This window comes from Psychromonas sp. psych-6C06 (genome assembly GCF_002835465.1).
GTDB lineage: Bacteria > Pseudomonadota > Gammaproteobacteria > Enterobacterales > Psychromonadaceae > Psychromonas.
Window position 1 is genome coordinate 428,157 of sequence record NZ_PIZM01000006.1, and the last position, 23,764, is coordinate 451,920.

The 23,764-nt window shown below is 39.8% G+C and carries 21 protein-coding genes and 1 tRNA gene; 10 read left to right on the forward strand and 12 right to left on the reverse strand.

Annotated elements, in window-relative coordinates; all coding sequences use genetic code 11:
• Positions 1–25: 25 nt before the first annotated feature.
• Positions 26–820, forward strand: a complete 795-nt coding sequence (gene lgt / locus CW745_RS10500; protein ID WP_101108596.1) for a prolipoprotein diacylglyceryl transferase — start codon at positions 26–28, stop codon at positions 818–820.
• Positions 821–1,298: 478 nt separating this feature from the next.
• Here lgt and CW745_RS10505 read toward each other — a convergent pair whose 3' ends face one another.
• Positions 1,299–1,739, reverse strand: coding sequence for a MarR family transcriptional regulator (locus tag CW745_RS10505; RefSeq protein WP_101108597.1), 441 nt, complete (start codon positions 1,737–1,739; stop codon positions 1,299–1,301).
• Between the two features lie 165 nt (positions 1,740–1,904).
• On the opposite strand from CW745_RS10505, the gene CW745_RS10510 reads away from it, so the two are divergent.
• Both CW745_RS10510 and CW745_RS10515 read left to right on the forward strand, forming a co-directional pair.
• The gene (locus tag CW745_RS10510) at positions 1,905–2,327 is read left to right on the forward strand and encodes an organic hydroperoxide resistance protein (RefSeq protein ID WP_101108598.1); all 423 of its coding nucleotides are present in this window, start codon (positions 1,905–1,907) and stop codon (positions 2,325–2,327) included.
• A 25-nt stretch (positions 2,328–2,352) separates the two neighbouring features.
• On the forward strand, positions 2,353–3,288 hold the full coding sequence (locus tag CW745_RS10515; RefSeq protein WP_238596777.1) for an NADP-dependent oxidoreductase: 936 nt from the start codon (positions 2,353–2,355) through the stop codon (positions 3,286–3,288).
• A 99-nt stretch (positions 3,289–3,387) separates the two neighbouring features.
• On the opposite strand, the gene CW745_RS10520 is transcribed toward CW745_RS10515, so the two are convergent.
• From CW745_RS10520 to CW745_RS10535, 4 genes are all read right to left on the reverse strand, one after another.
• Positions 3,388–4,239, reverse strand: coding sequence for a thymidylate synthase (locus tag CW745_RS10520; protein ID WP_101108600.1), 852 nt, complete (start codon positions 4,237–4,239; stop codon positions 3,388–3,390).
• 91 nt (positions 4,240–4,330) lie between these two features.
• Complete coding sequence (locus tag CW745_RS10525) at positions 4,331–6,622, reverse strand: EAL domain-containing protein (protein WP_101108601.1); 2,292 nt, start codon at positions 6,620–6,622, stop codon at positions 4,331–4,333.
• Between the two features lie 8 nt (positions 6,623–6,630).
• A complete protein-coding gene (locus CW745_RS10530; RefSeq protein ID WP_238596779.1) occupies positions 6,631–7,548 on the reverse strand; it encodes a transporter substrate-binding domain-containing protein in 918 nt (305 codons plus the stop codon).
• A gap of 105 nt (positions 7,549–7,653) precedes the next feature.
• Entirely contained in the window at positions 7,654–9,057 is a 1,404-nt protein-coding gene (locus CW745_RS10535; protein ID WP_202973186.1) for an aminotransferase class V-fold PLP-dependent enzyme, read from the reverse strand.
• A 313-nt stretch (positions 9,058–9,370) separates the two neighbouring features.
• Here CW745_RS10535 and CW745_RS10540 point away from each other — a divergent pair, with 313 nt between their 5' ends.
• Positions 9,371–10,975, forward strand: a complete 1,605-nt coding sequence (locus CW745_RS10540; RefSeq protein ID WP_101108603.1) for an ABC-F family ATPase — start codon at positions 9,371–9,373, stop codon at positions 10,973–10,975.
• Positions 10,976–11,190: 215 nt separating this feature from the next.
• On the opposite strand, the gene CW745_RS10545 is transcribed toward CW745_RS10540, so the two are convergent.
• On the reverse strand, positions 11,191–11,808 hold the full coding sequence (locus tag CW745_RS10545) for a thiol:disulfide interchange protein DsbA/DsbL (protein ID WP_101108732.1): 618 nt from the start codon (positions 11,806–11,808) through the stop codon (positions 11,191–11,193).
• Positions 11,809–11,930: 122 nt separating this feature from the next.
• Between CW745_RS10545 and CW745_RS10550 the strand changes: the two genes are divergently transcribed.
• Positions 11,931–12,392 carry a TerB family tellurite resistance protein gene (locus tag CW745_RS10550; RefSeq protein ID WP_101108604.1) on the forward strand — a complete coding sequence of 154 codons (462 nt, stop codon included), beginning with the start codon at positions 11,931–11,933 and terminating at the stop codon, positions 12,390–12,392.
• A gap of 64 nt (positions 12,393–12,456) precedes the next feature.
• Here the strand turns inward: CW745_RS10550 and gorA are convergent, their stop codons facing one another.
• The gene (gene gorA, locus CW745_RS10555) at positions 12,457–13,821 is read right to left on the reverse strand and encodes a glutathione-disulfide reductase (protein ID WP_101108605.1); all 1,365 of its coding nucleotides are present in this window, start codon (positions 13,819–13,821) and stop codon (positions 12,457–12,459) included.
• Positions 13,822–14,190: 369 nt separating this feature from the next.
• Positions 14,191–15,315, reverse strand: coding sequence for a phosphoserine transaminase (locus CW745_RS10560; RefSeq protein WP_101108606.1), 1,125 nt, complete (start codon positions 15,313–15,315; stop codon positions 14,191–14,193).
• 252 nt (positions 15,316–15,567) lie between these two features.
• On the opposite strand from CW745_RS10560, the gene CW745_RS10565 reads away from it, so the two are divergent.
• The 3 genes from CW745_RS10565 (at position 15,568) to CW745_RS10575 (ending at position 16,606) form a co-directional block, all read left to right on the forward strand.
• Positions 15,568–15,643, forward strand: a tRNA-Trp gene (locus CW745_RS10565).
• Positions 15,644–16,098: 455 nt separating this feature from the next.
• Positions 16,099–16,353, forward strand: a complete 255-nt coding sequence (locus CW745_RS10570; protein ID WP_101108607.1) for a type II toxin-antitoxin system prevent-host-death family antitoxin — start codon at positions 16,099–16,101, stop codon at positions 16,351–16,353.
• Positions 16,346–16,606: a Txe/YoeB family addiction module toxin gene (locus CW745_RS10575; RefSeq protein ID WP_101108608.1), complete on the forward strand. Its 261-nt coding sequence runs from the start codon at positions 16,346–16,348 to the stop codon at positions 16,604–16,606. Before CW745_RS10570 ends, CW745_RS10575 begins: the two co-directional genes overlap by 8 nt.
• A gap of 242 nt (positions 16,607–16,848) precedes the next feature.
• Here the strand turns inward: CW745_RS10575 and CW745_RS10580 are convergent, their stop codons facing one another.
• The 3 genes from CW745_RS10580 to CW745_RS10590 form a co-directional block, all read right to left on the reverse strand.
• Complete coding sequence (locus tag CW745_RS10580; protein ID WP_101108609.1) at positions 16,849–17,376, reverse strand: DUF6436 domain-containing protein; 528 nt, start codon at positions 17,374–17,376, stop codon at positions 16,849–16,851.
• Positions 17,360–18,826: a methyl-accepting chemotaxis protein gene (locus tag CW745_RS10585; protein ID WP_101108610.1), complete on the reverse strand. Its 1,467-nt coding sequence runs from the start codon at positions 18,824–18,826 to the stop codon at positions 17,360–17,362. The genes CW745_RS10580 and CW745_RS10585 overlap by 17 nt, the downstream gene beginning before the upstream one ends.
• A 432-nt stretch (positions 18,827–19,258) precedes the next feature.
• Positions 19,259–19,954, reverse strand: coding sequence for a Crp/Fnr family transcriptional regulator (locus CW745_RS10590; protein ID WP_101108611.1), 696 nt, complete (start codon positions 19,952–19,954; stop codon positions 19,259–19,261).
• Between the two features lie 265 nt (positions 19,955–20,219).
• On the opposite strand from CW745_RS10590, the gene CW745_RS10595 reads away from it, so the two are divergent.
• On the forward strand, positions 20,220–20,570 hold the full coding sequence (locus CW745_RS10595) for a hypothetical protein (protein WP_101108612.1): 351 nt from the start codon (positions 20,220–20,222) through the stop codon (positions 20,568–20,570).
• 126 nt (positions 20,571–20,696) lie between these two features.
• On the opposite strand, the gene CW745_RS10600 is transcribed toward CW745_RS10595, so the two are convergent.
• The gene (locus CW745_RS10600; protein ID WP_101108613.1) at positions 20,697–21,137 is read right to left on the reverse strand and encodes a cytidine/deoxycytidylate deaminase family protein; all 441 of its coding nucleotides are present in this window, start codon (positions 21,135–21,137) and stop codon (positions 20,697–20,699) included.
• Positions 21,138–21,378: 241 nt separating this feature from the next.
• On the opposite strand from CW745_RS10600, the gene CW745_RS10605 reads away from it, so the two are divergent.
• A complete protein-coding gene (locus tag CW745_RS10605) occupies positions 21,379–22,965 on the forward strand; it encodes a trypsin-like serine protease (protein ID WP_101108614.1) in 1,587 nt (528 codons plus the stop codon).
• The last annotated feature ends 799 nt before the right edge of the window (positions 22,966–23,764 follow it).

Consider the following 23,764-nt stretch of genomic DNA (forward strand, 5'->3'; position numbering starts at 1 on the left):
TTATTTTTTTGTAAAGAGTTTACGTATGCCTTCTTCAAACTTTGTTTTACCGGTCATAGATCCTATCGCGATCAGCATTGGGCCACTTGATATTCGTTGGTACGGATTAATGTACCTGGTGGGATTTGTGTTTGCCTTTTGGATGGCCAATCGACAGTGTGACCGCTCCAACGGGCTGTGGACGCGTGAGCAAGCCAGTGACCTCTTGTTTTACGGTTTCATGGGCGTTATTTTGGGCGGACGAGCGGGTTATGTATTCTTCTATCAATTTTCGCAATTCTTAGATAACCCACTCTATCTGTTTAGAATTTGGGAAGGAGGGATGTCTTTCCATGGTGGTGTTGTTGGTGTAGTGACTGCGATCATTTTTTATGCTTTAAAAAACAAACGCTCTATCTTATCTGTTGGTGATTTTATTGTGCCACTATTACCGGTCGGGTTAGGTGCTGGAAGAATTGGTAATTTTATCAACTCAGAGTTGTGGGGACGTGTGACCGATTCTCCCTTTGGCATCGTTTTCCATAATGCTGGGCCTTTACCTCGTCATCCCTCGCAACTATATGAATTCGCACTCGAAGGTGTGGTGTTGTTTATTATGTTGGTGATGTTTAATCGTAAGCCACGACCAGCAGGTTCAGTAGCCGGACTATTTTTGTTGGGTTACGGTGTGTTCCGAATTATTGTGGAGTTTGCACGTGAACCCGATGCACACCTTGGTTTCTTAACCTTTGGCTTAACTATGGGGCAAATTTTATCGGTGCCGATGGTGATTGCTGGTATTGCGCTGATCGTTTACGGTTATCAAAAACAAGCTAAGTAATGATAATGTCGCAAGCTTCTTTTGAGTAAAAAGGATCACAACTACCTGCTCATTAACACTCAAGTTTTGAGCTAAAATTTTTAGTTTTCGGTATTTCTTAGTGCGAATTTCGCCCTTGGCGAGTTACTTCTCTTTGACGGCCAAAGAGAAGTAACCAAGAGAAAGGCCGCCCCGCTATTTTTTGTCTTGCACGACCTGATTGCTTAAACGCACCGACTTGAACAGCACCCTTTCTAGAGTAAGCTTCTCATACTTGCAGGGTGTGTTAAAAAAGATAATTAATCTTTTTAATAACCATGGCGGGACTTGCTAAGCAATCACGTCTTAGCAAGAAAAATAGAGGGTATTTGTGTCACATTCATTTTTCACTTTGTCCGAAAATATCAGTTTTACAATAAAGATAAATATACTTGTTCATCTACTCGCTTCTAAAAAGGGGGCTGAGTAGCCACAAAGGTGGTTGTCTGATTAAATCGCGTTACGCCTGACTCAGCTTGCTCAGTAGCAAATCACAGCTTTGCTTTAATTGAGCTAACTCTTCGACACTCATCTTTGATTTACAAAACATCTCTTTCGGTACACTTTCTGCTTGCTCTCTCATTTTAAAGCCTGCATCAGAAAGAGTAATAATACGTACCCGCTCATCTTCCGCACTTCGAGAGCGCACAATTAACCCTTTACCTTCTAAGCGCTTTAATAATGGCGTTAACGTACCGGAATCTAAGCTTACTTTGTTGCCTAGTGCTTTCACGTTCATGGTGTCATGTTCCCACAATACCATCATCACAATATATTGCAGATAAGTGAGATCCAGCTTTTCCAGCAAAGGGCGATAAGCGCGACTCATTGCATTTGATGCGCTGTATAAAGCGAAACAGATCTGTTTATCGAGCTGTAAATCAGAATTATTTTTTTCCATAAAAGGATCCTAATAAGAAAGTATTTAAATATATTGTGCACAATATACTTGCGTTACGTGCAAAACTCAATTAACCTACAAAAATAGATTGTGCGCAACTAAGTTGTTATCAATTTAGTTTGCGAAAATACAATCCCCAATCATTAAATGCACTAAGGAATAAAGATGACTACGTTATACACAACTTCAGCAACAGCAAATGCCGGCCGTAACGGACAAGTAAGCACAGATGATAAAAAACTAGATGTTGCATTGAGCTACCCGAAAGAGATGGGCGGTACGGGCGAAGCTACAAATCCAGAACAACTGTTTGCAGCGGGTTATGCCGCGTGTTTCTCAAATGCACTGTTACACGTTGCACGTGAAGGCAAAGTGGCGATCAAGGCAGCACCTACAACAGCTACCGTTGGTATTGGCGCAAATGCAAGCGGGGGCTTTGCACTAACAGTAGCATTGGCGGTTGAGCTTGACTTGGCTGATGAAGTTGCTATTGAATTGGTTAAAACAGCACATCAGGTGTGTCCATATTCAAATGCAACACGTGGCAATATTGATGTGAAACTGACGGTTAATGGTGTAGCACTTTAATTTACAATTAATTGAAAAGGAATATATGATGCGCGCAGTCAGAATTCACCAATATGGTGGCACAGAAACACTCACACTAGATCAAATTGATATCCCGACTATTAATGATGATGATCTTTTAATCGAAGTTAAAGCTGCCTCTATTAATCCGGTTGATTGGAAAATTAGAGAGGGTTACTTACAAGAGTTTATCCCTTACGAATTACCGCTCACCCTAGGTTGGGATGTCGCTGGCGTGGTCACCAAAGTGGGTTCAGCTGTGAGCGATTTTAGAGTGGGCGATGAGGTATTTAGTCGCCCAAATATTACGCGTGACGGTAGTTACGCCGATTACATCGCCGTTAAAGCTGATGAAGTGGTATTAAAATCAACGAAACTCGATTTTGCACAGGCAGCTTCTTTACCACTTGCCGGTATTACCGCGTGGCAGTGTTTGGTTGATGTTGCTGATATTCAGGCAGGGCAACGTGTATTGATTCATGCAGGAGCTGGTGGTGTTGGCCATTTAGCGATTCAAATCGCCAAAGCCAAAGGCGCATTTGTGATTGCAACGGCATCAACTGCTAACCAAGCTTTATTAAAAGAGTTGGGGGCTGATCAAGCGATTGATTATACGCAGGGCGCTTTACAAGAACAGATAGAAGCGGTTGATGTAGTGCTTGATACCCTCGGGGGCGAAGCTCAAGAAAACTCATGGACGCTACTTAAAGCGGGCGGTATATTGGTTTCTGTTGTGGAACCACCCAGTGAAGAAAAAGCACAACAGCATAATGTAAAAGCTGCCTTTGTCTTTATCGAGCCAAGTCGCCGTATTCTCAAAGAGCTAAATAAGCTAGTGGAGGCAGATCAGCTTAAACCGCTAATTGAACACAGCTTTAGTCTAGAGCAAATTGTAGATGCGCATCTGCAAAGCCAATCTGGTCGAACACGCGGTAAAATTGTTATTGATGTGAACGCTTAGTCAGTTATCAGAGAGCACCTTAAATGCAAAAGAAAAGGCACATTCTAATTAAATGGAATGTGCCTTTTTGGCTTTAATCTTTGAGTTAACGGCTAATCCCTATACCGAAAACGGGTACTTGATTGATTCGTGGTGCTCATAACCAGTAACCGAAAAATCATCTAGCGTTACCCATGTTTCTAGATCTTCAAAGGATTTTATTTTTGGGTTGATATGCAGTTGTGGCGAAGCAAACGGCTCGCGTTTTAGTTGCACATCACGCATCAGTTCAAGTTGGTCTTCATAGATATGCGCGTTAATGATTTTGTGGTACGCCTTGCCTGGTTTTAATCCGGTGATTTGTGCCATTAGTGCTAACAATGTAAATACCTGTACCTGATTGAAATTTAAGCCTAGTGGTACATCACAAGAGCGCTGATAGCTGTTTAGGTAAAGGTGTCCATCAAGGATTGAGAATTGATGCTGAAACATGCATGGGCGTAAACAACCTAAATGAAACGAAGCAGGATGATAAAAGGTGATTATCTCGCCACGATCATCAATCCCTTTAGATAAGTTATCCACCACTTTGCGTACTAAATCGACGCTGCCACCATCAGGTTTGGGGAAGTTACGTGCCACCGCGCCGTATACAAAACCCATGTCATCTTCACCTTTTCGGTGTGGGTTGCTCAGCCAATCGGCATTATCGTTAGCATTGGCGTTCCAAGTATTACAACCAATGGCGCGAAACTGTTCAGCGCTACTGTAACCGCGAAGGTAACCCAGCAACTCAGCAATCGCGGCTTTCCAGAAACTTTTACGTGTGGTGATTAACGGGAACTCATTATCATCAACGTTATAGGTTAAATCTGCATTAATAACGGTTAAACAGCGTTTACCAGTGCGCTCATTTTCAATCCATTTACCCTCTTCGACGATGCGTCGACTTAACTCTAAATATTGTTTCATTGGTTATCATACTCTTTAATGTATTTTATGCTGCCTGAGAGTATACCGTTTGATCAAGGCTGATGCATCGTCGTAGAGGGGAAATTATGATTTAGCTATTATCTGCGATTAATAATTTTTCAAATGCATCCGCGGGAAGGGGTCTGCTAAATAGGTAACCTTGACCATATTCACAATCTAGATCTTTCAAGAAATCAGCCTGTAGTTGCTCCTCTATTCCCTCTGCAACGACTTTAAGCTTCAATGCTTTAGCCATCGCTATAATGGCTGTCACAAGAGATCTATCTGATTCATTGTCTGCAAGGTTCATCACAAACGCCCGATCAATCTTGAGTTTACTAAAGGCGTATTTTTGTAAGTAACTCAGTGCTGAATAACCAGTGCCAAAATCATCTATGCTCAAATGAATGCCTAAGCGTCGCACCTCTGCAAGCATGCTACTTAGCTCATCCTCTTGGTTGATAAGCAAACTTTCTGTAACTTCTACATCCAGTTTGTCATGGGGCAATCCAGTGGCATCGAGTACCGCAATAATTTTTGCTAATAAGCCGTGGCTATCGCGAAATTGTACACTAGAGAAATTAACGGCTATTTGAATGGGCGCAATCGTTTGCCATTTGGCTGCATGTTGGCAAGCCTCTGTTAAAGCAAAATCACCAAGCTGGTGGATTAACCCATTACGCTCTGCTAATAGAATAAATTCATCGGGGGGCACGAAGCCTAGCTCTTCATCTGTCCAGCGCATGAGTGCTTCTGCACCAAGTATTTTACCGCTATGAAGATCAACGAGTGGCTGGTAATACATCTCAAGTTTGTTATTTTCGATCGCATAGCGTAAACGACGATTAATACTTACATTGCGTAAGATATTGTTATTCATAATGGGATTATAAAAACTAAAACTATTACGGCCGTTGTCTTTAACACGGTATAGCGCCATATCTGCACATTTTAAAAGCGTATCTGGATTATCACCATCCTGTGGATAAATTGATAACCCGATGCTAGTTGAAGTGAAGAATTCATGCCCTTGCACATGAAATGGCTGCTCAAAGAGTTGTAAAATGTCGGCTGCTAGTACTGTTGCTTGCTGGTTATTTTTGAGGTCGGGTAATATTAGTAAAAACTCATCCCCACCTAAGCGAGCGACAGTATCTGTTTTACGAACTGATGCCAGTAAGCGTTCACTAGATTCAATTAAAACCTGATCGCCCGCACTGTGGCCTAAGGTGTCATTAATATGTTTAAAGTTATCGAGGTCGATAAACATTAATAGAATTTTACTGTGATGGCGTTTACTTAGTTCAATGGCATCGGCCAGTTTTTTTAAGCTGTAGTTACGATTAGCAAGGTCTGTTAATGAATCATGTGTTGCCTGATATTCTAATACTTTCTCAGAAGCTTTTCGTTTACTAACCTCTTTCTCTAATTGGTAATTATGAATCGATAACTGCTGTTGTTGTAGCTCAGATAAACTCACCTGCGTTTGTAATACGGTATTATTGTGTTCTATTCGGAGTAAAAAATAGAGACCTAATGTCACAGGAATGGCCATGAGTGATAACACTAAAACAAACCAATGAGAGGTAAAAAGATCTTTATTATTAACTGGTTCATACCAGCCCCTTAAGGTAAATGGAGTCATGCTGATAGCTTGGTTTAACTGAAGCAATTGTTTGTTGAGGTGATGGTTTGTTGCTTTGTTCAAAGAGTCCCAAATAAATAGGTTACCACGATCACTGGTTAATTCTATACGGCTACCACTGCCTAAATGCTCCTGTGCTGTTAATTGTTGAATAATCATTGCATTACTAATTTCAGCTACAAGGTAAGCAATCGGTTCGCCATTAAGATAAATAAGCTGTAATAACCTGATACTAATTGTATTGCCTGTTGGGGTTACTTGTATATAGCGCTCTTTTTGTCGAAGTTTGTTTATCTCTTTTACCGTTAAGGTAAGTGGCGTGTCACTGTTGTTAACAATGGCATTGCCATCAAGATTAAATAATGAAACCTGTTTAAAAATAGGAATATTATCGATTCTTCGTTGAACGACGAGCTGTTTTAATAGCTTTTTAAGCTTAAATAAGCTGGTACCTAACCCGTACGCCATGGACATACCGGCGTTTCTATTATGGAAAAAGGTGTTGATTGTTTGATCAACTGATAAGACACGAATGTTATCCTGCGAAACATCAAAAAAGTAGCTAAGGGCATAGGCGTAGTGGGCTACTTTTAATTCCAATTCACTGTGTTGTGATTCTTTAAGTTTGTTTTGTCCGAGATTTACTACCGTTAAAACAAGGATTAAATAAGCGGCTAGAACAACTGCTGCAATGATAATAGCTGTTTTGCTGGAAATGAATTTAGGTAACTTAGTCATTGATTAACTTATGATTTTTGATTAAAAAAATCATTGTAAAAGTGAAACACCGAAGGATAATATTTATCCACTAATTTATTATATATTCCTTCTTTTTTGAGATGTCTTAGGTATAAGTTGAAAGCATGGCGAAGTTCAGGAGAGTTTTTACGGAAAGCAACAGCCATTCGCTGGTCTTCTGAAATCGGTCCGATTATTTTTATTTCACCAGGCCACCTTTGTAATGCAATCAATGCATCTGGCACATCGAGTAAAGTTGTTTCAGCATCGTTGTTTAAGATTGCAGGCACCATTTCGTTTAGTTTTCTCGCTTTAACTGGCAATATAATATTAGCGCCTGTCTCATATAAATTATACAGGTCGGGATCTAAGCAGGAGTGTTTCATTGCTAATACGTCCACATCACTAATTAGTTTTTTAACCTGTTTGATATCTTTTGTCGTTGATTGGCTCGGCTTGATAGGGGAAAGTGGTGAGTCCGCTCGAGCAATTAGCCATACTGCAGAAGGAAAGTATGTATCGGAAAAATCGACTACCTGCTTACGCCACTCGAGGATTGTCGCTCCGTTCGCGATAATATCACCCGCTATTGCCTGTCGTTGTTCTCCGATAACGACTTGACCGTTTTTGTAATGCGCACTTTCGCCATTGAGTAGCGTAAACACGTTAGCCCAATTCGCTCTAACATATTCATAGCGTACCCCTAAATGTTTCGCAAAACCTTTCATTAACTCTACATCAAGGCCACCTTCAATGCTTTTCCCGCCTTGCGTATATTGGGTCACAAAATTGGCATAGGGAACACCAATGTGACGTAAAACACCATCAGCTTGGATCTCTTTAAGATCTCTTGCTTGTAATGTCAAAGGACACATTACAAGCAAGAAAATGGTTAATAACCATTTTACCTTTATATTTATAAACACTTTGTCACCCTCTTAATAGTCATAATCATTTCATTGTGAAGAAAGGGATTGCCCATGTCTTTAAAAGCATAGGCAACTTTGACATAAAGGTGACTACTTTTTTGATTAAATATTTTGATATACAGTGGTCATCGCATCAACTAATTGAATTACATCCTGTTCACTGTGGAATAGGTGCGTTGAAATTCTTAGTGCGTGGACATCTTCCGCATCACTAGAAAGTAATTTGAAATCCGTAGTACGAACAATAAAGCCTGTTTCCTCACGTAGCCTGTCTCTAAAAGCGGTTAATTGAGCAAGATCGTGTTGATCTTCAAAGGGGTTGAAGGTTGTCAGACCACTGCTTAAAGAAGCTATGTTAGGTGCGTAAAGTTGTGCGTCTGGAAACGCTTCAACTAATAGGGTTTTACAAAGTTGACTGAGTTGTAAAACGCGTGCTTCAATTTTTTCTCGTCCGATATCATCCCATAGAAGGCAGGCATCACACAGCGCTTGTTTAGCTGGATAGTTGTCATTGCCTATGTATTGTAATTGCAATTGCGTACCTAAGTAATCAGCATGACCTAGTGAGGAGTTCACGAACCATAGTGGGTTATCTCGGTCTGCCCAGTATTCATCTAATCGGCTGGCATTATCACGTACAAATAAAATGCCCGTTGCACCAGGCCCGCATTGCCATTTATGACCAGATCCTGCGTAAAAGTCACAGCCAATATCATTGAAATTAAGATCAAACATACCGATAGTATGCGCACCATCAATGAGGGTTGGAATGGCGTTAGGGATCGCCACCTCTTGGCAGATTCGTTTTGCAGGGAGGGCTGTGCCGGTTTTATAGGTGATATGCGAAAAACAGATCAGGCGAACACGTGACCCATATTCAACGACAGCATTAGCAAAAACGTCAAGAAAGTCTTGTTCAGTAATTGGGTTATCTTTTGTAAAAACAGGAATATCAAGATAAACCACTTCTACGCCAGTACGTTGACTGAGTATGTGGAAAGGTGAATTCGCGGCTACATGTTCATGATGGGTCGTTAAAATCACGTCACCAGCTTCAAAATGCAGCCCATGCAGAATGCTACACATACCGTCGGTAGTATTTCGACTTAAGATTATTTCGTGTGGTTGTGCACCAAACCCTGGGGCTATTTGAGCGACCATTTCTGATACATATGGCCAGCTACCAAATTTCCCCTGCATATCCCATGGATTTTTAGCTACGATGCGATTGTTGTGATCATAACTATTTAACACTGACTTTGGCATTGAGCCAGTGGTGCCAATATTCATATAAGTGGTTTTTTTATCGAGTGAAAATTGTTTTTGAACCTGTTTCCAAAAATGCTTTTCTGAATGGTGTTTATTTGGTTTTTTCCACTGTGTACCTGCTTGTAGCTCGGTACTTATTGTTGCTGCGCTTAGTCCTGCAATAGCAATCCCTGCACTGCTTTTTAAAAAGTGGCGGCGTGCTAAAGAGGTTGTGTTTTTATCGTCCATATCACTCATTCTTAACTCCAACTATGATGTTTCAGGAATTATTGAGGTTAGATTAAAATTGTGACTGTATTGTTTATATTTATTTGTTAAGTTGTTTTTGCACTCAAAATTTGAGATGGATCATCTAAATAGTTATGGCTCTATTGATGCATGTTGTTATAGCTAGGGTTGGCATAGCGTTTAAAAAATGTTCATTAAGAAACTTAAATTTGATGGGGTTCACGTTTTTCTTGCTGTATACTTCGCGACCCAATAAACACCTTTAATGCAATATTGCTAGTTCGCTAGTTAATATCAATTAACTTAGACTAGGAATAATATCGTGATCGCAACTTCTAATATCACCATGCAATTTGGCCCAGAGCCACTATTTGAAAATATCTCTGCCAAGTTTGGCAACGGCAACCGCTACGGACTTATCGGTGCCAACGGCTGTGGCAAATCAACTTTTATGAAGATTCTCAGTGGTGCATTAATTCCAACCTCTGGCAATGTCTCTATCACACCGGGTTATAAAGTGGGCACATTAAGCCAAGATCAGTTCGCCTTTGAAGCGTACAGTGTGATTGATACGGTTATCATGGGAGACACTGCACTTTGGAAGATCAAGCAGGAGCGTGATGCAATTTACGCCAAAGCGGATATGAGCGAAGAAGATGGCATGCGTGTTGGCGATCTTGAAAGCCAGTTTGCAGAGATGGATGGTTATAGTGCAGAGAGTCGCGCTGGCGAAATTTTACTGGATGCTGGAATTGAAGAGTCATTCCATTACGGTTTAATGCAACAGGTTGCCCCTGGCTGGAAGCTACGTGTTTTACTCGCACAGGCACTATTTGCGAACCCAGAAATATTACTGCTCGATGAACCAACTAATAACTTGGACATTCATACTATCAGTTGGTTAGAAACAGAACTTAATAAACGAAAATGCACCATGATCATCATTTCGCATGATCGCCATTTCTTAAATGCAGTGTGCACACATATGGCTGATATCGATTACGGTGAGTTGCGTATTTACCCGGGTAACTATGAATACTTTTTAGCGCAGTCTGCTTTGTTACGTGAGCAATTACTAGCAGGAAATGCTAAGAAAAGCGCAGAAATTGAAGAGCTTCAAGACTTCGTTAATCGCTTTGGTGCTAACGCTTCAAAAGCGAAGCAAGCCAGTTCTCGAGCGAAAAAAATGGATAAAATAAAGCTTGATGATGTGAAATCCTCAAGTCGTATTACACCGAGTATCAGCTTTGCGCCGGGTAAAAAAATGCACCGCCAAGCTTTAGTCTTAGAAAAGTTAGGGCACGGTTTTGAAGAGGGAAAACTTTTTGAAAATGGTGACTTAATTTTGGAAGCGGGCGCTAAACTTGCGATTATCGGTGAAAATGGGGTTGGTAAAACGACTTTTTTACGTTGTTTAGTCAATGAGTTAACGGCACAAGAAGGTGTCGTTAAATGGTCTGAAAATGCCACTATCGGTTATTGCCCTCAGGACAGTGGACATCTATTTGATAACGACTTAACGATCATGGATTGGATGACCCAATATCGTCGTCCATGCCATAATGATCTGATGGTACGCGGAATGTTAGGGCGTTTACTATTTAGTGAAGACGATGCCAATAAAAAAGCGCGTAACTGCTCTGGTGGAGAGAAAAATCGCCTATTATTTGGTAAGTTAATGATGTCTGATCTCAACGTATTGATTATGGATGAGCCAACTAACCATATGGATATGGAAGCGATTGAAGCATTAAATAATGCCTTAAAAGTCTTTGAGGGCACTTTGATTGTGGTTAGTCATGATCGTGAATTTGTATCATCCTTAGCAACACGCATTATTGACATAAAAGATAAGCAGGTTGTTGATTTTCAAGGAACGTTAGAAGAATACCTCGCAAGTCAAGCAGAGGCTAAAAAAGTCGCTTAGTTGTCTTTGTATGAAGCACTGAAGTTAACAGTGCTTCATCGCCGATTAATACCAAATCCACTAAATAACTGATCAATCTTGCTGGTTAAAAGAAGCTATTTCAGCGTTAAAAATTTCGTAAAGGGAACAACCATTTACATCAATTTTCGCCTTGAACTAACTACTTTTTCCGGCGTAATATTTGATCACTATATTAGCGGAATTGGTATAACTATCTATTTCTCTAAGAGAAATTTAATCGTTTCACTCATATCTTCTTTTTTATCATGGCCCGATGTGATCACTTCATATTTACCTTTTACAATGAAAGTAGGTACCGATTGTATCTCGCTTTGTTTCGATAATAGCTCTACTTGGTCAACACGTTTTTTCAGTTCATCTAACTGTTGTTCGTTGTAGCTAATTGGGCTTACTAAACCACGAGATTCAAATACTTTAAGCATGGCTGCTGTTTGCTCATCAGCGCTACTCTCTTTAGGCATTTGGAAAGTCGCAAATAGATCTAACATAAACTGATGATCTGGGGTGCCATTGCTTTGCATTTCAGCTGCATAATAAAACATAGCCGCAACGTAAGAGGGTTGATTAAAGACCACATGCATTTTAGCGATATCTTGACCGATAGCTTGTTGTAAAGTTGGAATGATATCTTCCATGTTTCTACAATGGATACAGCTCAATGAGAATACTTCTGTGACAGGCGCAAACTGGGTGCTGTCTATTGCTTCAGGTAAACGCTTATATTGTTTCCCCTCTTCAGGAACAGGTGCTTTACTACAAGCGCTAAGTAGGGTGATAAGCGCGAAGCCGATAAATAAGCGATTTAATTTCATGGTATTACCTTGTTTAAAAGTGATTAAGTAAAATGCTGAACTTTTTGGGTGTTTAATGTTCAAAGTAGATAATACATTGACTGTGACATTCAATCATCCGTAATCCTAAAATAGGAGCTATTTTGATAAAAAAAGTGACCAACTATCTTTCATCGCTGTTAAACGTTGATGAGGATGAACAAAAAAGCGATCATCGTGTCGCTATCGCCTCGCTCTTATGCGCCGTTGCCTACGCGGATCATAATTCTTCAGAGATTGAGCTTGATGCGATAAAACACTGTTTAATCAAACTACTTAAAATAACAAAAGATGAAGTGGAAACCATGATGCAACTTGCACAGCAAGATATGCTTGAATCTAATTCCATTTTTGATTTTACCTCTTTATTGTCGGATCTTGAGCACGATGAGCGCATTAATGTGATAGAAATGATGTGGCAGGTTGCTTATGCAGATGCATATTTAGATGAGATTGAAGAAGCAATAATTCGTCGTGTGGCTGGGCTATTATATGTTCCCCATAGCGAATTTATTCGCACTAAATTAAAAGTGTTAGCAAGCCTTGAGAAGTCTTCTGGGAATTAAAAGCGCAGTAATAATCAGAGATAAACTGCTCTGATTATTACTGCGCTAAAAGAGAAGCTAGCGCCTAGCGCATCGTCACAAATTCCTCAGATCCCGTTGGGTGGATTGCAACTGCACTATCAAAATCAGCTTTAGTTGCGCCCATTTTCATCGCAACCGCAAAGCCTTGAATCATTTCATCAACCGCAAAGCCAATACCATGTAGCCCAACGACCACTTCATTTTCACCTGCACAAACCAATTTCATTTTGCACGGTTGGCGGTGTTGCGTCACTGCTGTATACATTGCAGTAAAACCTGATTGATAGACTTTAACGTCACTTTCGCCATATTGTGCGATCGCTTCAGCTTCTGTTAAGCCGATCGTACCAATAGGTGGATGGCTAAATACCACTGTTGGGATCAAGTTGTAATCCATTTTTGCGTTAGTTTGCCCATTGAATAAACGCTCAGAAAGTTGACGACCTGCTTTTACAGCCACAGGGGTTAACTCGACACCGCCCTCCATAATATCGCCAACACAATAGATTCCGGGAATATTCGTCTGTTGGTATTCATCTACCTTGATATAGCCACGCGCGTTAGTTTCAACACCCGTTGCCTGTAGGTTGATTACATCCGTCGCAGGGTGGCGACCTATTGCCCAAATTAGCGTGTCGACATTGTACGACTCACCATTTTCAATATGTAGTGTTAAGCTACCATCGGGTTCTTTAACAACCTCTTTAGGCGTTGAATGTGTATGTAGAGTGGGTCCTTCTGCTGCCATCACTTCAACAAGAGTATCAACGATTAACGGATCAAAGCTACGCAGTGGCGACGCTTTACGCACAAAAAGGTGTGTTTCTGTGCCTAATGCACTTAATACGCCTGCAATCTCAACGGCAATATAGCCCGCACCAACGACCGCTACTCGTTTGGGTTGTTCAACAATATCAAAGAACCCATTTGAGTCGATACCAAATTCAGCACCAGGAATATTAGGGATAGAAGGGCGTCCTCCCGTTGCAATGGTGATATGTTTAGCTGTGTAATGTTTCCCATCAACCTCAACGGTATTTTTATCTACAAAAGTCGCAAAACCTTTGATCACTTCAACTTTATTATTACCTAAAACACGGTCATAAGAATCATGAATTCGGCCAATGTAGGCTTGACGATTCTCTACCATTTTTGCCCAGCTAAAGGCTTTCACATCTAAATCAAACCCATAATCAGGTGCATATAAATTTATTGCTTCAGCCACTTGTGCGCCATGCCACATCACTTTTTTAGGTACACAACCGACGTTAACACAGGTGCCACCTAAGTCTTTCGCTTCAATAATCGCTACTTTTGCACCATACATCGACGCACGATTTGCTGATGCGATACCGCCACTGCCACCACCAATACAGATATAATCAAAATCAAATTGTTGTTCGCTCATCGTTTACCTCGTTGTTTTAAATGGTTTGTTATTATGGAATGTTGTTCTGTAAAATTTAAGTTTTGTTCAACACAATACGTTTTGAGTAAGGAAGACGGAATGTGATTTCGTCATTCTAAGCAAATTCTTCTAACGGATAGCAAAGGATTTTTAGTTTTGCATTACGTTTTATTTGATGTAGTCAAAGATAACAAGAGCAAGGTATGTTGAACCCTTAGGGCAACATTTGTTGCAAAAATAAGCTTGAAAGACCAGCATCTCCAACTATTTTACATATCGCTAGGGATTGTATGATGTAAAGGCGAGAGCTGCACCCTCTTTTAAATTGGATAAGTTTAATAATGGGCCCTTTAGACCCATTATTAACTATTATGCGTTAACTTGTTGATATGCCCAGTACAACCAAGGCATTAACGCTTCAAGATCACTTTGTTCAACGGTACTGCCACACCAGATTCTTAAACCGCTCGGTGCGTCTTTGTAAGCATTGATATCAAAGGCCACTTGATGCTCTGCGAGTAACTTAATAAATTGTTTAAGTTGCTCATCACTTAATGCAACCGATAGGCAAACGCTGGTATTAGATCGCGTAGCCTCTGTTTCTGCTAAGAAGTTGATCCATTCGTGCTGTGCAACAAATTGACTCAATACAGCTAGGTTATCCTGTGATTTTTTAATACTCGCATCCACACCGCCTATCTCTTTGATCCAATTTAATGCATCTTGATAATCGGCAACACACAGCATAGAAGGGGTGTTAATTGTTGCGCCCTCAAAAATCCCTTCAATTAATTTACCGCCTGCGGTTAATCGGAAAATCTTTGGTAGTGGCCAACTCGGTGTGTAGCTTTCTAAGCGCTCAACTGCACGTGGACTTAAAATAATCATCCCATGACCACCTTCACCACCTAATACTTTCTGCCAACTAAAGGTAGTAACATCAAGCTTTTCCCACGGCATCTGCATTGCAAAAACTGCGGAAGTTGCATCACAAATGGTTAATCCTTCACGTTCATCGGAAATAAAGTCAGCACTTTCAACTTTGACACCCGATGTCGTGCCATTCCAGGTGAAAATGCAGTCATGCTTCGGGTTAACCTGGGAAAGGTCTGGTAACTGCCCATAACCGGCTTTTATCTCATTTATATTGTCTAGTTTTAACTGTTTGCTAATATCTGCAAACCAACCTTGTCCAAAGGACTCCCAGTAACACACATCAACCGGGCGAGCGCCAAGCACAGACCACATGATCATCTCCATTGCACCCGTATCGGAAGCGGGCACAATACCCACACGATAACCTTCAGGTAGTTTTAGAAGCGTTGCGGTATCACTAATTACTTTCTGTAATGCATCTTTACCGACTTTTGCACGATGAGAACGCCCTAAAGTGGAGAGATCTAGTTGATTAATATCGTAACCCGGGCGTTTAGCACAGGGGCCAGATGAGAAATTAGGATTAGCTGGTTTGATGCTAGGTTGGTTAACACTCATTGATTAAAAGTCCTTTATAAGCAATTGCTAGAAATAGCAAAATACACCAGTGTGTAACGGCAAGCAATGGAAACTGGGCTTATTAGTTTTTTTCATCCACATAATGAAAATAATCATCAGTATTAACTATGCGCAAGTTGGCATTTTTAGTGGTGATTTTATTTTATTGTTGGAATTGTAAGCAGTTGAGTCGAGTTTCATTAAAAGGTGCTTTACATTATTTTTGGCTTAGGTATTATTCACCGCGTCTGCAGGGGTGTAGTTCCAACGGCAGAACGTCGGATTCCAAATCCGAATGTTGGGAGTTCGAATCTCTCCACCCCTGCCACTTTTATATGAAGCCTCGACAATTGTCGGGGCTTTGTTGTTTCTAGGCTAATGTTTACAAATATACAAAAGCTTACAGCTACTTTACAACTAAAGTATCCCCTCTAGTTACCACGAAGCTATTAATTACTCTTGTCCATATCCTGTCTAACCATGTGCGTATTGTGTGTACAACGAAATCCAACGCTTACAAAGGCTTCCTATTGGAAATTATTTAACGATAAACGCAAATAGATTAGCGTTTTTGTTATTGCTTTTATCTCCCGACTGTAGGTGTTCCAACACACCAAAAAAACACTGTAAGCACAATCACAAAAACACAAATTCACTTTATGTCTGGCACAACAGGCCTATTTGTTAGTTAAATCATTTCATATCGGAACATGTACCAAATGTTGCACATGTTGTTTTTTAGTTATACTTGTCTTATTAGTTGTACAACTCAAGAGGTAATTTATGCGTATTGTATCTTTCACCGAGGCACGAAATGGTCTGAAATCAGTTTTAGATAATGTGGTTAATGATATTGATTATACTATTATCACTAGGCGTGATGCTGAAGATGCAGTGGTCATGTCGATGGATCATTATAATAGCTTGATGGAAACAGTTCATTTATTGAAATCTCCTGCAAATGCTGCACATTTATCTAAATCTATTGAGCAGTTTCAGCTCGCTAAAGTGGTTGAAAGAGAGATTCCGAATGACTAGGTTGCTTGCATGGACTGATGAAGCCTGGAAAGGTTATCTTTACTGGCAAGGTCAGGACAAAAAGACCTTAAAGCGAATTAATAAACTAATTAGTGACACTAAACGCTCTCCATTTGAAGGAATAGGAAAGCCTGAGGCATTAAAAGAAAATTTATCTGGATTTTGGTCTAGACGTATTGATGAAACCAATCGGCTTGTTTGTGCAGTGACAGATACTCATTTAACGGTTATCTCTTGTCGCTATCATTATTGAATTTCCAACTCTAAGTATCACAGGGCACATTCTATGAGTTTTAGCGTCTAAGTAAGTATTAGTTTATGCAAATAGGTGCAAATTCTGATGTAAGAATATGCAAGTGTAGCTAAGTCGGTATAGGTGCTTTCAATTGATTCCAGACCTGAATGTTGGGAGTTCGAATCTCTCCACCCCTGGCATATTCAGATGAAGCCCTAACGAGAAATCGTTGGCGCTTTTTCGTTTCTTAACCTTTATTTTTATGTTGGACAATAACAGCCTTGCGCTTCTTTAATGACAATATTATTGGCATAACCCTTTAGGTAGTTATTAAGTACGGTTTGCGCAAAACCGGATGTTTCATTACATGTGAGCCCTTGTCCGTAAGGTCCAAAGTAAACTACTTGTCCATCATTTCCAAGCACCGCAATTGAAGGTGTTGAGGGGATAACATCATGCTCATCAATGGTAATATGTTGGACCTGAAAAGCATTACGTTTTGCAAGTCTGTCAATGGCTTTGCTATGGGATTTAATATTGATTTGGCACTCACAATCTGGCGTTGAAAAATGCAATATTGTTTTTTTGTTTTCTACGGGCGTATTTTTAATATAAACCTCAAAATGTGGGCTTAATTTTTTGGCATCCATACCCTGCAACTTATCATCTGCGTCAAAGTCAATTAATCTATCAGAGGTAAAATAAGCAAAAGCTGATACCGTAAAAACGATCCAAAATATAAGTATTAGCCATTGAAACGTAGATATTTTACTACTTGAACCTTGCAATGTTATCCCCCATTTCCTCAGCCGTTTGGCTTACTTCTCCCGCTACATTCGCTAACGCTTTAACTCTTTGTGTGTCTGATTGAACGGTTTCTTTTAATGTTTCAGCACTTCTGGCAATACCATCTGTTGTGGCTGCTTGTTGATTAACTGCAGTGGCGACGTTATTTGAAATGACATTCGCTTGTTCAACCAAGTCAGAGGCTTTACTGATCTGATCTTGTGCCTTATTAGTACTTTCAATAACTGATTTTACAATATCAGCGCTATTTGTCATCGCATCTATCGTCGATTTTGAATATTCTTGTAAAAGAGATAGCGTGCTACCTATTTGCGCAGTGCTCTCTTTAGTTCTATTTGCTAGCGCACGCACTTCATCGGCAACGACTGCAAACCCACGCCCTTGTTCACCGGCTCTTGCTGCCTCTATTGCTGCATTAAGGGCAAGCAGATTGGTTTGCTCGGCAATACCACTAATTTCTGAAAGTACTTTGGTGATGATTTCTGTTGAATTGGCCAGTTCTGTGACTTTTTTACTGGTTTCCTCAAGAGCGAGAGTTAAATCTTGATTCTGTTGATTAATTGTAACGATATCATCGTGTGTTAACTGCGTGTGGTTATTAGCTTCTTGCATTTGTAGGCTTAGTTGACTTGACTCTGCTGCAATTAAGTCTATTTTTATGACCATATCTTCTGCAGATGTAGCAATGAGCTCTGTTTCCTGCTGACGTTGTGCAGATGAATTTTCTAAGTCTAATTTGGTAGTTAATAGGTTGTTTGCATTGTTATTAAGGTCTATTACCTGTTCCTTTACGCCACTAATTACATGAGCCAATACGTCTAATAACTCATTAAATGATTGTAATGTTTTGCTTTTTCTGGCATCGGTTTTAATGCTTAAATCAATAGCATTTTTATCTGCGGTCAGTTTGCTAGCAATAATAGATAACTCTTCACCCGCTCTGCTTTCTTTTTTCATTTCTCTGGCAATATAGCCGGCAATAAAGGCCTCTATAATCGCATAGCCGGCATGAATTAATACTGTGCTGAAAAAGAGCCTATCTTGATCAAAAACATAAATTTCTGCACCGCTTTTTTGTAAATAATAGAAAGACAAGTGATGCACTGCAATCACTAAAAGTGCAGAAATAAAAATGCGCCAATCTTGATAAATTATTAGTAGCCCTAGCAAAATAAATATTTCGAAATGAACTTCGATTAATCCGTATGCTTGGTGTATGTGCAACGCTGCATATATCATCACAGCGATGGCTGAAACATGCCGTGTAATCGCTGCGAATGGTGCCGTTTTATAAAAGTATATGGGCACGAGTAGTGTTGGCAAGCCAATGACAAACGCAGGAAAATAACTGTTGTAAATAACGCCTAATATTAAGCTTTCAACAAACAGGGTAATTAATAGGAAAGTAAATAGCTTATTGGTTTTATTCATGAGGAAGCCTTTAGTTGATGCACTGTTAAAAAAATATAGTGAATGGGCTGGAACTTGCCATAATCTAACTATTAAGATCAATTATAGGTTGAAATTATTGTTTCATTGCTAGAGTCGGCTGATCTTTGCCATTTAACTTTTGCTCAACACAACGTGTTTTGAGCAAGGCAGACGAAATGTAGCTTAGTCATTCTAAAGGCATTTCGTCTAACGGTTAGCAAAACGTCTTTTCATTTTGTATTGCGTACTGTTTGACGAAGTCAAATAGAGCAGGGGCAGAGCGTGTTGTGTTGAACCCGTCGGGCAACATTTGTTGACCATTTTTACTGCATTTTCACCTACTGATGTTGAATAACTACACGGCATAGGCTCTGCCTTGTATAAACAGCAAAATGGCTCTTTATTTTGTGAATAGGTTACATTGGCTGCTGTTTACGTTTTGCGTGGGTCGCTAAACATGGTATTAAGCTGATTAAGCCTATTTCCTAAGGCATTTACGTCGATGATATGGATCTCACCGCGTGTCATCGAAATCTCTTGTGCTTTCTCAAATTTTTTTAGCGCTTCGTTAATTCTTGGGCGAGTTAGACCGGTGATTGTGGATAATTGCGCCTGCGTTATTTTAAGTGACATATTTGCTCCTTTAATGAACGACTTCTTTTGCGCCAGTGAAAGCAAGCTATAAGCAATGCGAACTTCTCTATCATGGAGCGAAGTGAGCGAGGCCTGAAAAACTTGAGGATGCTCAGTGGTCACGCAATGGTATAAAAATTTGAAAGCTTCTAGGTTTTGCTTTGCAAGTAACTCGAGTTTTTGTTTGGGGAAAAAGAGGTGTTGTACAGGTTCTAATTCCAGTGACATTAATAAAACTTTATTATCATTTCCGATAGAGCTTGCACCAGTCCAATCATTAACTCCAATGGCCAGGCCAAGTGAACTACTCATGTTATCGCAAGTAATGAAAAGAATACCTGTCCCTTTTGTAATGTAATAAATACCGGGTAATGACATATTTTTATTGGTGTTTGGCATTCCTTTTCCGGGATGAGATAGTGCTAATAATTGCTGTTTTAAGTCTTTCGATAACGGACAAGGCCATTGGATGTTATCAATATTAACGATAGACATAGTATCTTCTGGTAAAGGTAAAGAAGCCGTTAATATAGCGTATGGTGCGGATGAAAAAGATGCTTGGGCGCATTATTTTAGTTTTATTTACCTTCAAATAGACTGATAAATTAACTAAATAAATTATCATAAATATCATATTTATAGCTGGGAGTGTTCTTTTGGGAACACTATTTTTTGTTCTACGCCTGTATTATAGCGATTGCTAATATGTACTTATCCATCATAAGTGCTCCGATCAACCTATTCAATAAGAGGCTATCAAATGGGAAATTTATACAACGTATCTTTATTACCTAATCAAAAAGCAATTAATACAGTCGCTATTTTGTATGATGAATTCGAAGCTGAAAATAAAGATGTAGATAATGTATTGGATAAATTAAGAAAAACGATAAGGAGGTTGGGTTTTATGCAGGAGCAAGATAATCAAATGTGGTTTCTACATCATGGTAATGATTATTCATCGAATCCAAAATTATTTGCATCAGCACCGTTAAACGTTATTTGTGCTTACCTTAGTGAAATATTTAGACACTATAAAGTACAGCAGATAAAGGAAAACTATGCAGTGTTACCAATAAAAAGCGCTTTATTACGTTTGAAAAACTTTTAATTGGTTTATTTCATGCTATATCAAGGCGTTAAAAGGATGAGTCGATGGTCTGCACTGCATGGAGTGATATAACACGGAATAAGTGATCTATAACTTATAAAACACTTATCCAGTTATGTCATTTAGCTAAGCTTTATCTGCGGTTAACCAGTTGACACTAACGCCTGCTTGCGTAAACATATTTTCACTTAATGCCACTTTTTCTCCCCAGCGCGATAAAAAATCTTCACTTTGTTCAGGACAATGTACAGCACTAATTCCGGTTTGAATGATTTTTGCTGCGCAGTTAGGGCAGGGGAAATGTGTCACCCAAATTTCACAACCGCTCAAATCACGCTTTGCATAGAGTATGGCATTTTCTTCAGCATGTAATGTCTTCAGTAGTTTTAAGTCTCTGCTATCTGTGGCCGCGCTGTCAGAAATACCGTGTGGATAACCATTAAAGCCAAGCGATACAATCCGATTATGCTCAGTGATCACGGCACCTACTTGCGTCGAAGGGTCTTTGCTCCATGAAGCGACTAGCTCTGCCATTTGAATAAATCGTTCTGCCCATTTAGAAATCATAGTGTTCCCTCGTCTGTTAGATTGCGTCTCTGCTTGGCTCATAATATAGGTTTTTTCGGATTTTTAAACAAACTATTTTCCTTAAAATACAGAATGATAAACGTATAAGTTGTGGTTGTTTGATTGTCGTTTCTGCGATGCTATTCGCATTATATCTCTAATAATAATTACTTAGTAGTGTTAGTATTATTTGCGTTGTCATTGTCTTTTCAATGACCTTTTTTATGTAAAAGGATTTTATATGCAAAAGTTAGGAAAATTATCGTTACTGTCAATGTTATTGTTACCAGCCACTTCGATGGCAAGTGATGCTATACAGCCACGTATTGTTGGTGGTTATGATGCAAACCCCGCTGATTGGAAATTTTATACCCAACTAGTGAGTAAAACCGGTAATCGTTCTTATTGTGGCGCGAGTTACATTGGGGAGGGTTTTGTATTAACGGCAGCACACTGTGTTGATGGTGATGCTGCCTCTACGATTGCCGTTAAGGTTGGCGGTTATCGATATGGTGGAACGGATGGTGAACGTGCCAATGTAACACAGGTTTATGTTCATCCAAGTTATAGCAAGAAAAATTTAGCTAATGATGTCGCGTTATTAAAACTAGACCGAGTGTTAACCAACGCAACGGTTGTTGATATTGCTGATGGCGCTCTTGAGCAGTACGTTCGCCCAGGCGATGCGTTAACCGTTGCCGGTCTTGGTCGCCTATCTGAAGGTGGTTCGTCTCCAACCGTATTGCAAGAAGTTGATGTGCCATTGCTTTCTGATGCTGCTTGTCGTACTGCGGGCGGAAACTATACCACTGTAGGTGATGTTTCTTTCTGTGCGGGTGTTGCAGAGGGTGGGATTGATTCTTGTCAGGGAGACAGTGGCGGTCCAATTGTAGTTAATCAATCAGGACAAGTTACTCAGTTGGGTATTGTAAGCTGGGGTATTGGTTGTGCACGCGAAGGTAAGTACGGTGTATACAGTGATATTGCAGCACTTCGCCCTTGGATTGATAGTGTTGTGAATGATCAACTAGGGAATGTTGCTGTGGATTATACTGCAACACAAGCTTTATCAAGTTTTGTGGTTGGAGAGTTAAAAACGCATAGTTTCACTATTAAGAACAGTGGTGATATGGAGTTTAACTTCAATAATCTTGATATTGCCACTTATGGTGTCACTAGCAACGCAATGATAACTGAAGATAACTGTTCTGCTATTACTTTACAGCCTTCGCAAAGTTGTGATGTAAGTGTTGAGTTTGGTGCATCTAAAAGCGGTACTGCAACATTAAAGTTAAACTTTGATATTGATAAGAATCGAACTCAATATTCATCAACAATCACAGCAATTGCGACCACTAATACTGTTGGTGGATGCAGTGAAGCATGGGAAGTTGGTAAAGTTTACAACACTGGTGATCTAGCGTTAGCTTCAGGCCAAATTTGGCAAGCACAATGGTGGACACAGGGAACAGATCCTGCAACAGTTGGTGAATGGGGTGTTTGGAAAAGCATCGGTATTGCAAATTGTGATGGTTCTGTCCCAACACCAGTTGTAACGCCAACACCGGTTGTAACACCAACACCGGTTGTAACGCCAACACCGGTTGTAACACCAACACCGGTTGTAACGCCAACACCAGTTGTAACGCCAACACCGGTTGTAACACCAACACCTGTCACTGGTGACTCTACTTGGAACGCTGATGCAATTTACCTTAAAGGTGATAGTGTTGTGGTGAATGGCACCACTTACGTTGCTGGATGGTGGACAACTGGTGAGCAACCAGGCACAACAGGTCCATGGGGTGTGTGGAAAGTAGTTAAATAAGCACAATGAACTGATTAACTGTTTTAAAGGGATGCAATTGCATCCCTTTTTAGTTCCATTAAGAGAGTTATTCTCTTCTCCAATTTACTCTGCCTTTCAGTTACTAATAAACTTCATCACAATACTAAACAGATTAAACTTGGTTCATCTTCTTAAATAATAGCAAGCGCAATAAATAACTGATCTATTTGATGGGTTAAAGTAATTTACCCATTTTTTGGGTTTTTCTAAAATAAAACAATTGCTTATGTAGATGTTTTCCTTGGGGTAAGTCAGTTTTCCTGCCAAAATTTAGATCATATACTTAATTCGATTGGTATAATTCTATTTTTACTTAAGCGTTAATAACAACAATACCTCAATCCAGCGCTTTTCTTGGACACCTGTGAGATTACAAAGGCATGCCTAAGTATTCTAAATAGTGTCATAAGGTGTAATGTTTGTGTTTTATACCAAATCCACTAGATAGCTGATCAATCTTACTGGTTAAAAGAAGCTATTTCAGCGTTAAAAATTTCGTAAAGGGAAAAACCATTTACATCAATTTTAGCCTTAAACTAACTCCTTTTTCCTGCGTAATATTTGATCACTATATTAGCGGAATTGGTATTATCTGAAAGATAATAAATAGTTGCTTCTATTAAGGGGAGAGAATATTGATTGAACGGAAATGGAAGTATTTGAAGAAAAAGCATGGCAAGGTAAGTGCTAATTAATAGTAAAAGAATTAACAAGGCGAAGAGTCTTATCTTGTACCTATTTTGACGGGAGGATAACTGACCCTAACCTAGATAAATAT

Excerpts from the sequence above, each read along its gene's own strand:
- lgt (WP_101108596.1), top strand. The coding sequence starts at position 26 with ATGCCTTCTTCAAACTTTGTTTTACCGGTCATAGATCCTATCGCGATC.
- CW745_RS10505 (WP_101108597.1), bottom strand. The coding sequence starts at position 1,739 with ATGGAAAAAAATAATTCTGATTTACAGCTCGATAAACAGATCTGTTTC.
- CW745_RS10510 (WP_101108598.1), top strand. The coding sequence starts at position 1,905 with ATGACTACGTTATACACAACTTCAGCAACAGCAAATGCCGGCCGTAAC.
- CW745_RS10515 (WP_238596777.1), top strand. The coding sequence starts at position 2,353 with ATGATGCGCGCAGTCAGAATTCACCAATATGGTGGCACAGAAACACTC.
- CW745_RS10520 (WP_101108600.1), bottom strand. The coding sequence starts at position 4,239 with ATGAAACAATATTTAGAGTTAAGTCGACGCATCGTCGAAGAGGGTAAA.
- CW745_RS10525 (WP_101108601.1), bottom strand. The coding sequence starts at position 6,622 with ATGACTAAGTTACCTAAATTCATTTCCAGCAAAACAGCTATTATCATT.
- CW745_RS10535 (WP_202973186.1), bottom strand. The coding sequence starts at position 9,057 with ATGAGTGATATGGACGATAAAAACACAACCTCTTTAGCACGCCGCCAC.
- CW745_RS10545 (WP_101108732.1), bottom strand. The coding sequence starts at position 11,808 with ATGAAATTAAATCGCTTATTTATCGGCTTCGCGCTTATCACCCTACTT.
- gorA (WP_101108605.1), bottom strand. The coding sequence starts at position 13,821 with ATGAGCGAACAACAATTTGATTTTGATTATATCTGTATTGGTGGTGGC.
- CW745_RS10560 (WP_101108606.1), bottom strand. The coding sequence starts at position 15,315 with ATGAGTGTTAACCAACCTAGCATCAAACCAGCTAATCCTAATTTCTCA.
- CW745_RS10570 (WP_101108607.1), top strand. The coding sequence starts at position 16,099 with ATGCGTATTGTATCTTTCACCGAGGCACGAAATGGTCTGAAATCAGTT.
- CW745_RS10575 (WP_101108608.1), top strand. The coding sequence starts at position 16,346 with ATGACTAGGTTGCTTGCATGGACTGATGAAGCCTGGAAAGGTTATCTT.
- CW745_RS10585 (WP_101108610.1), bottom strand. The coding sequence starts at position 18,826 with ATGAATAAAACCAATAAGCTATTTACTTTCCTATTAATTACCCTGTTT.
- CW745_RS10590 (WP_101108611.1), bottom strand. The coding sequence starts at position 19,954 with ATGTCTATCGTTAATATTGATAACATCCAATGGCCTTGTCCGTTATCG.
- CW745_RS10595 (WP_101108612.1), top strand. The coding sequence starts at position 20,220 with ATGGGAAATTTATACAACGTATCTTTATTACCTAATCAAAAAGCAATT.
- CW745_RS10600 (WP_101108613.1), bottom strand. The coding sequence starts at position 21,137 with ATGATTTCTAAATGGGCAGAACGATTTATTCAAATGGCAGAGCTAGTC.
- CW745_RS10605 (WP_101108614.1), top strand. The coding sequence starts at position 21,379 with ATGCAAAAGTTAGGAAAATTATCGTTACTGTCAATGTTATTGTTACCA.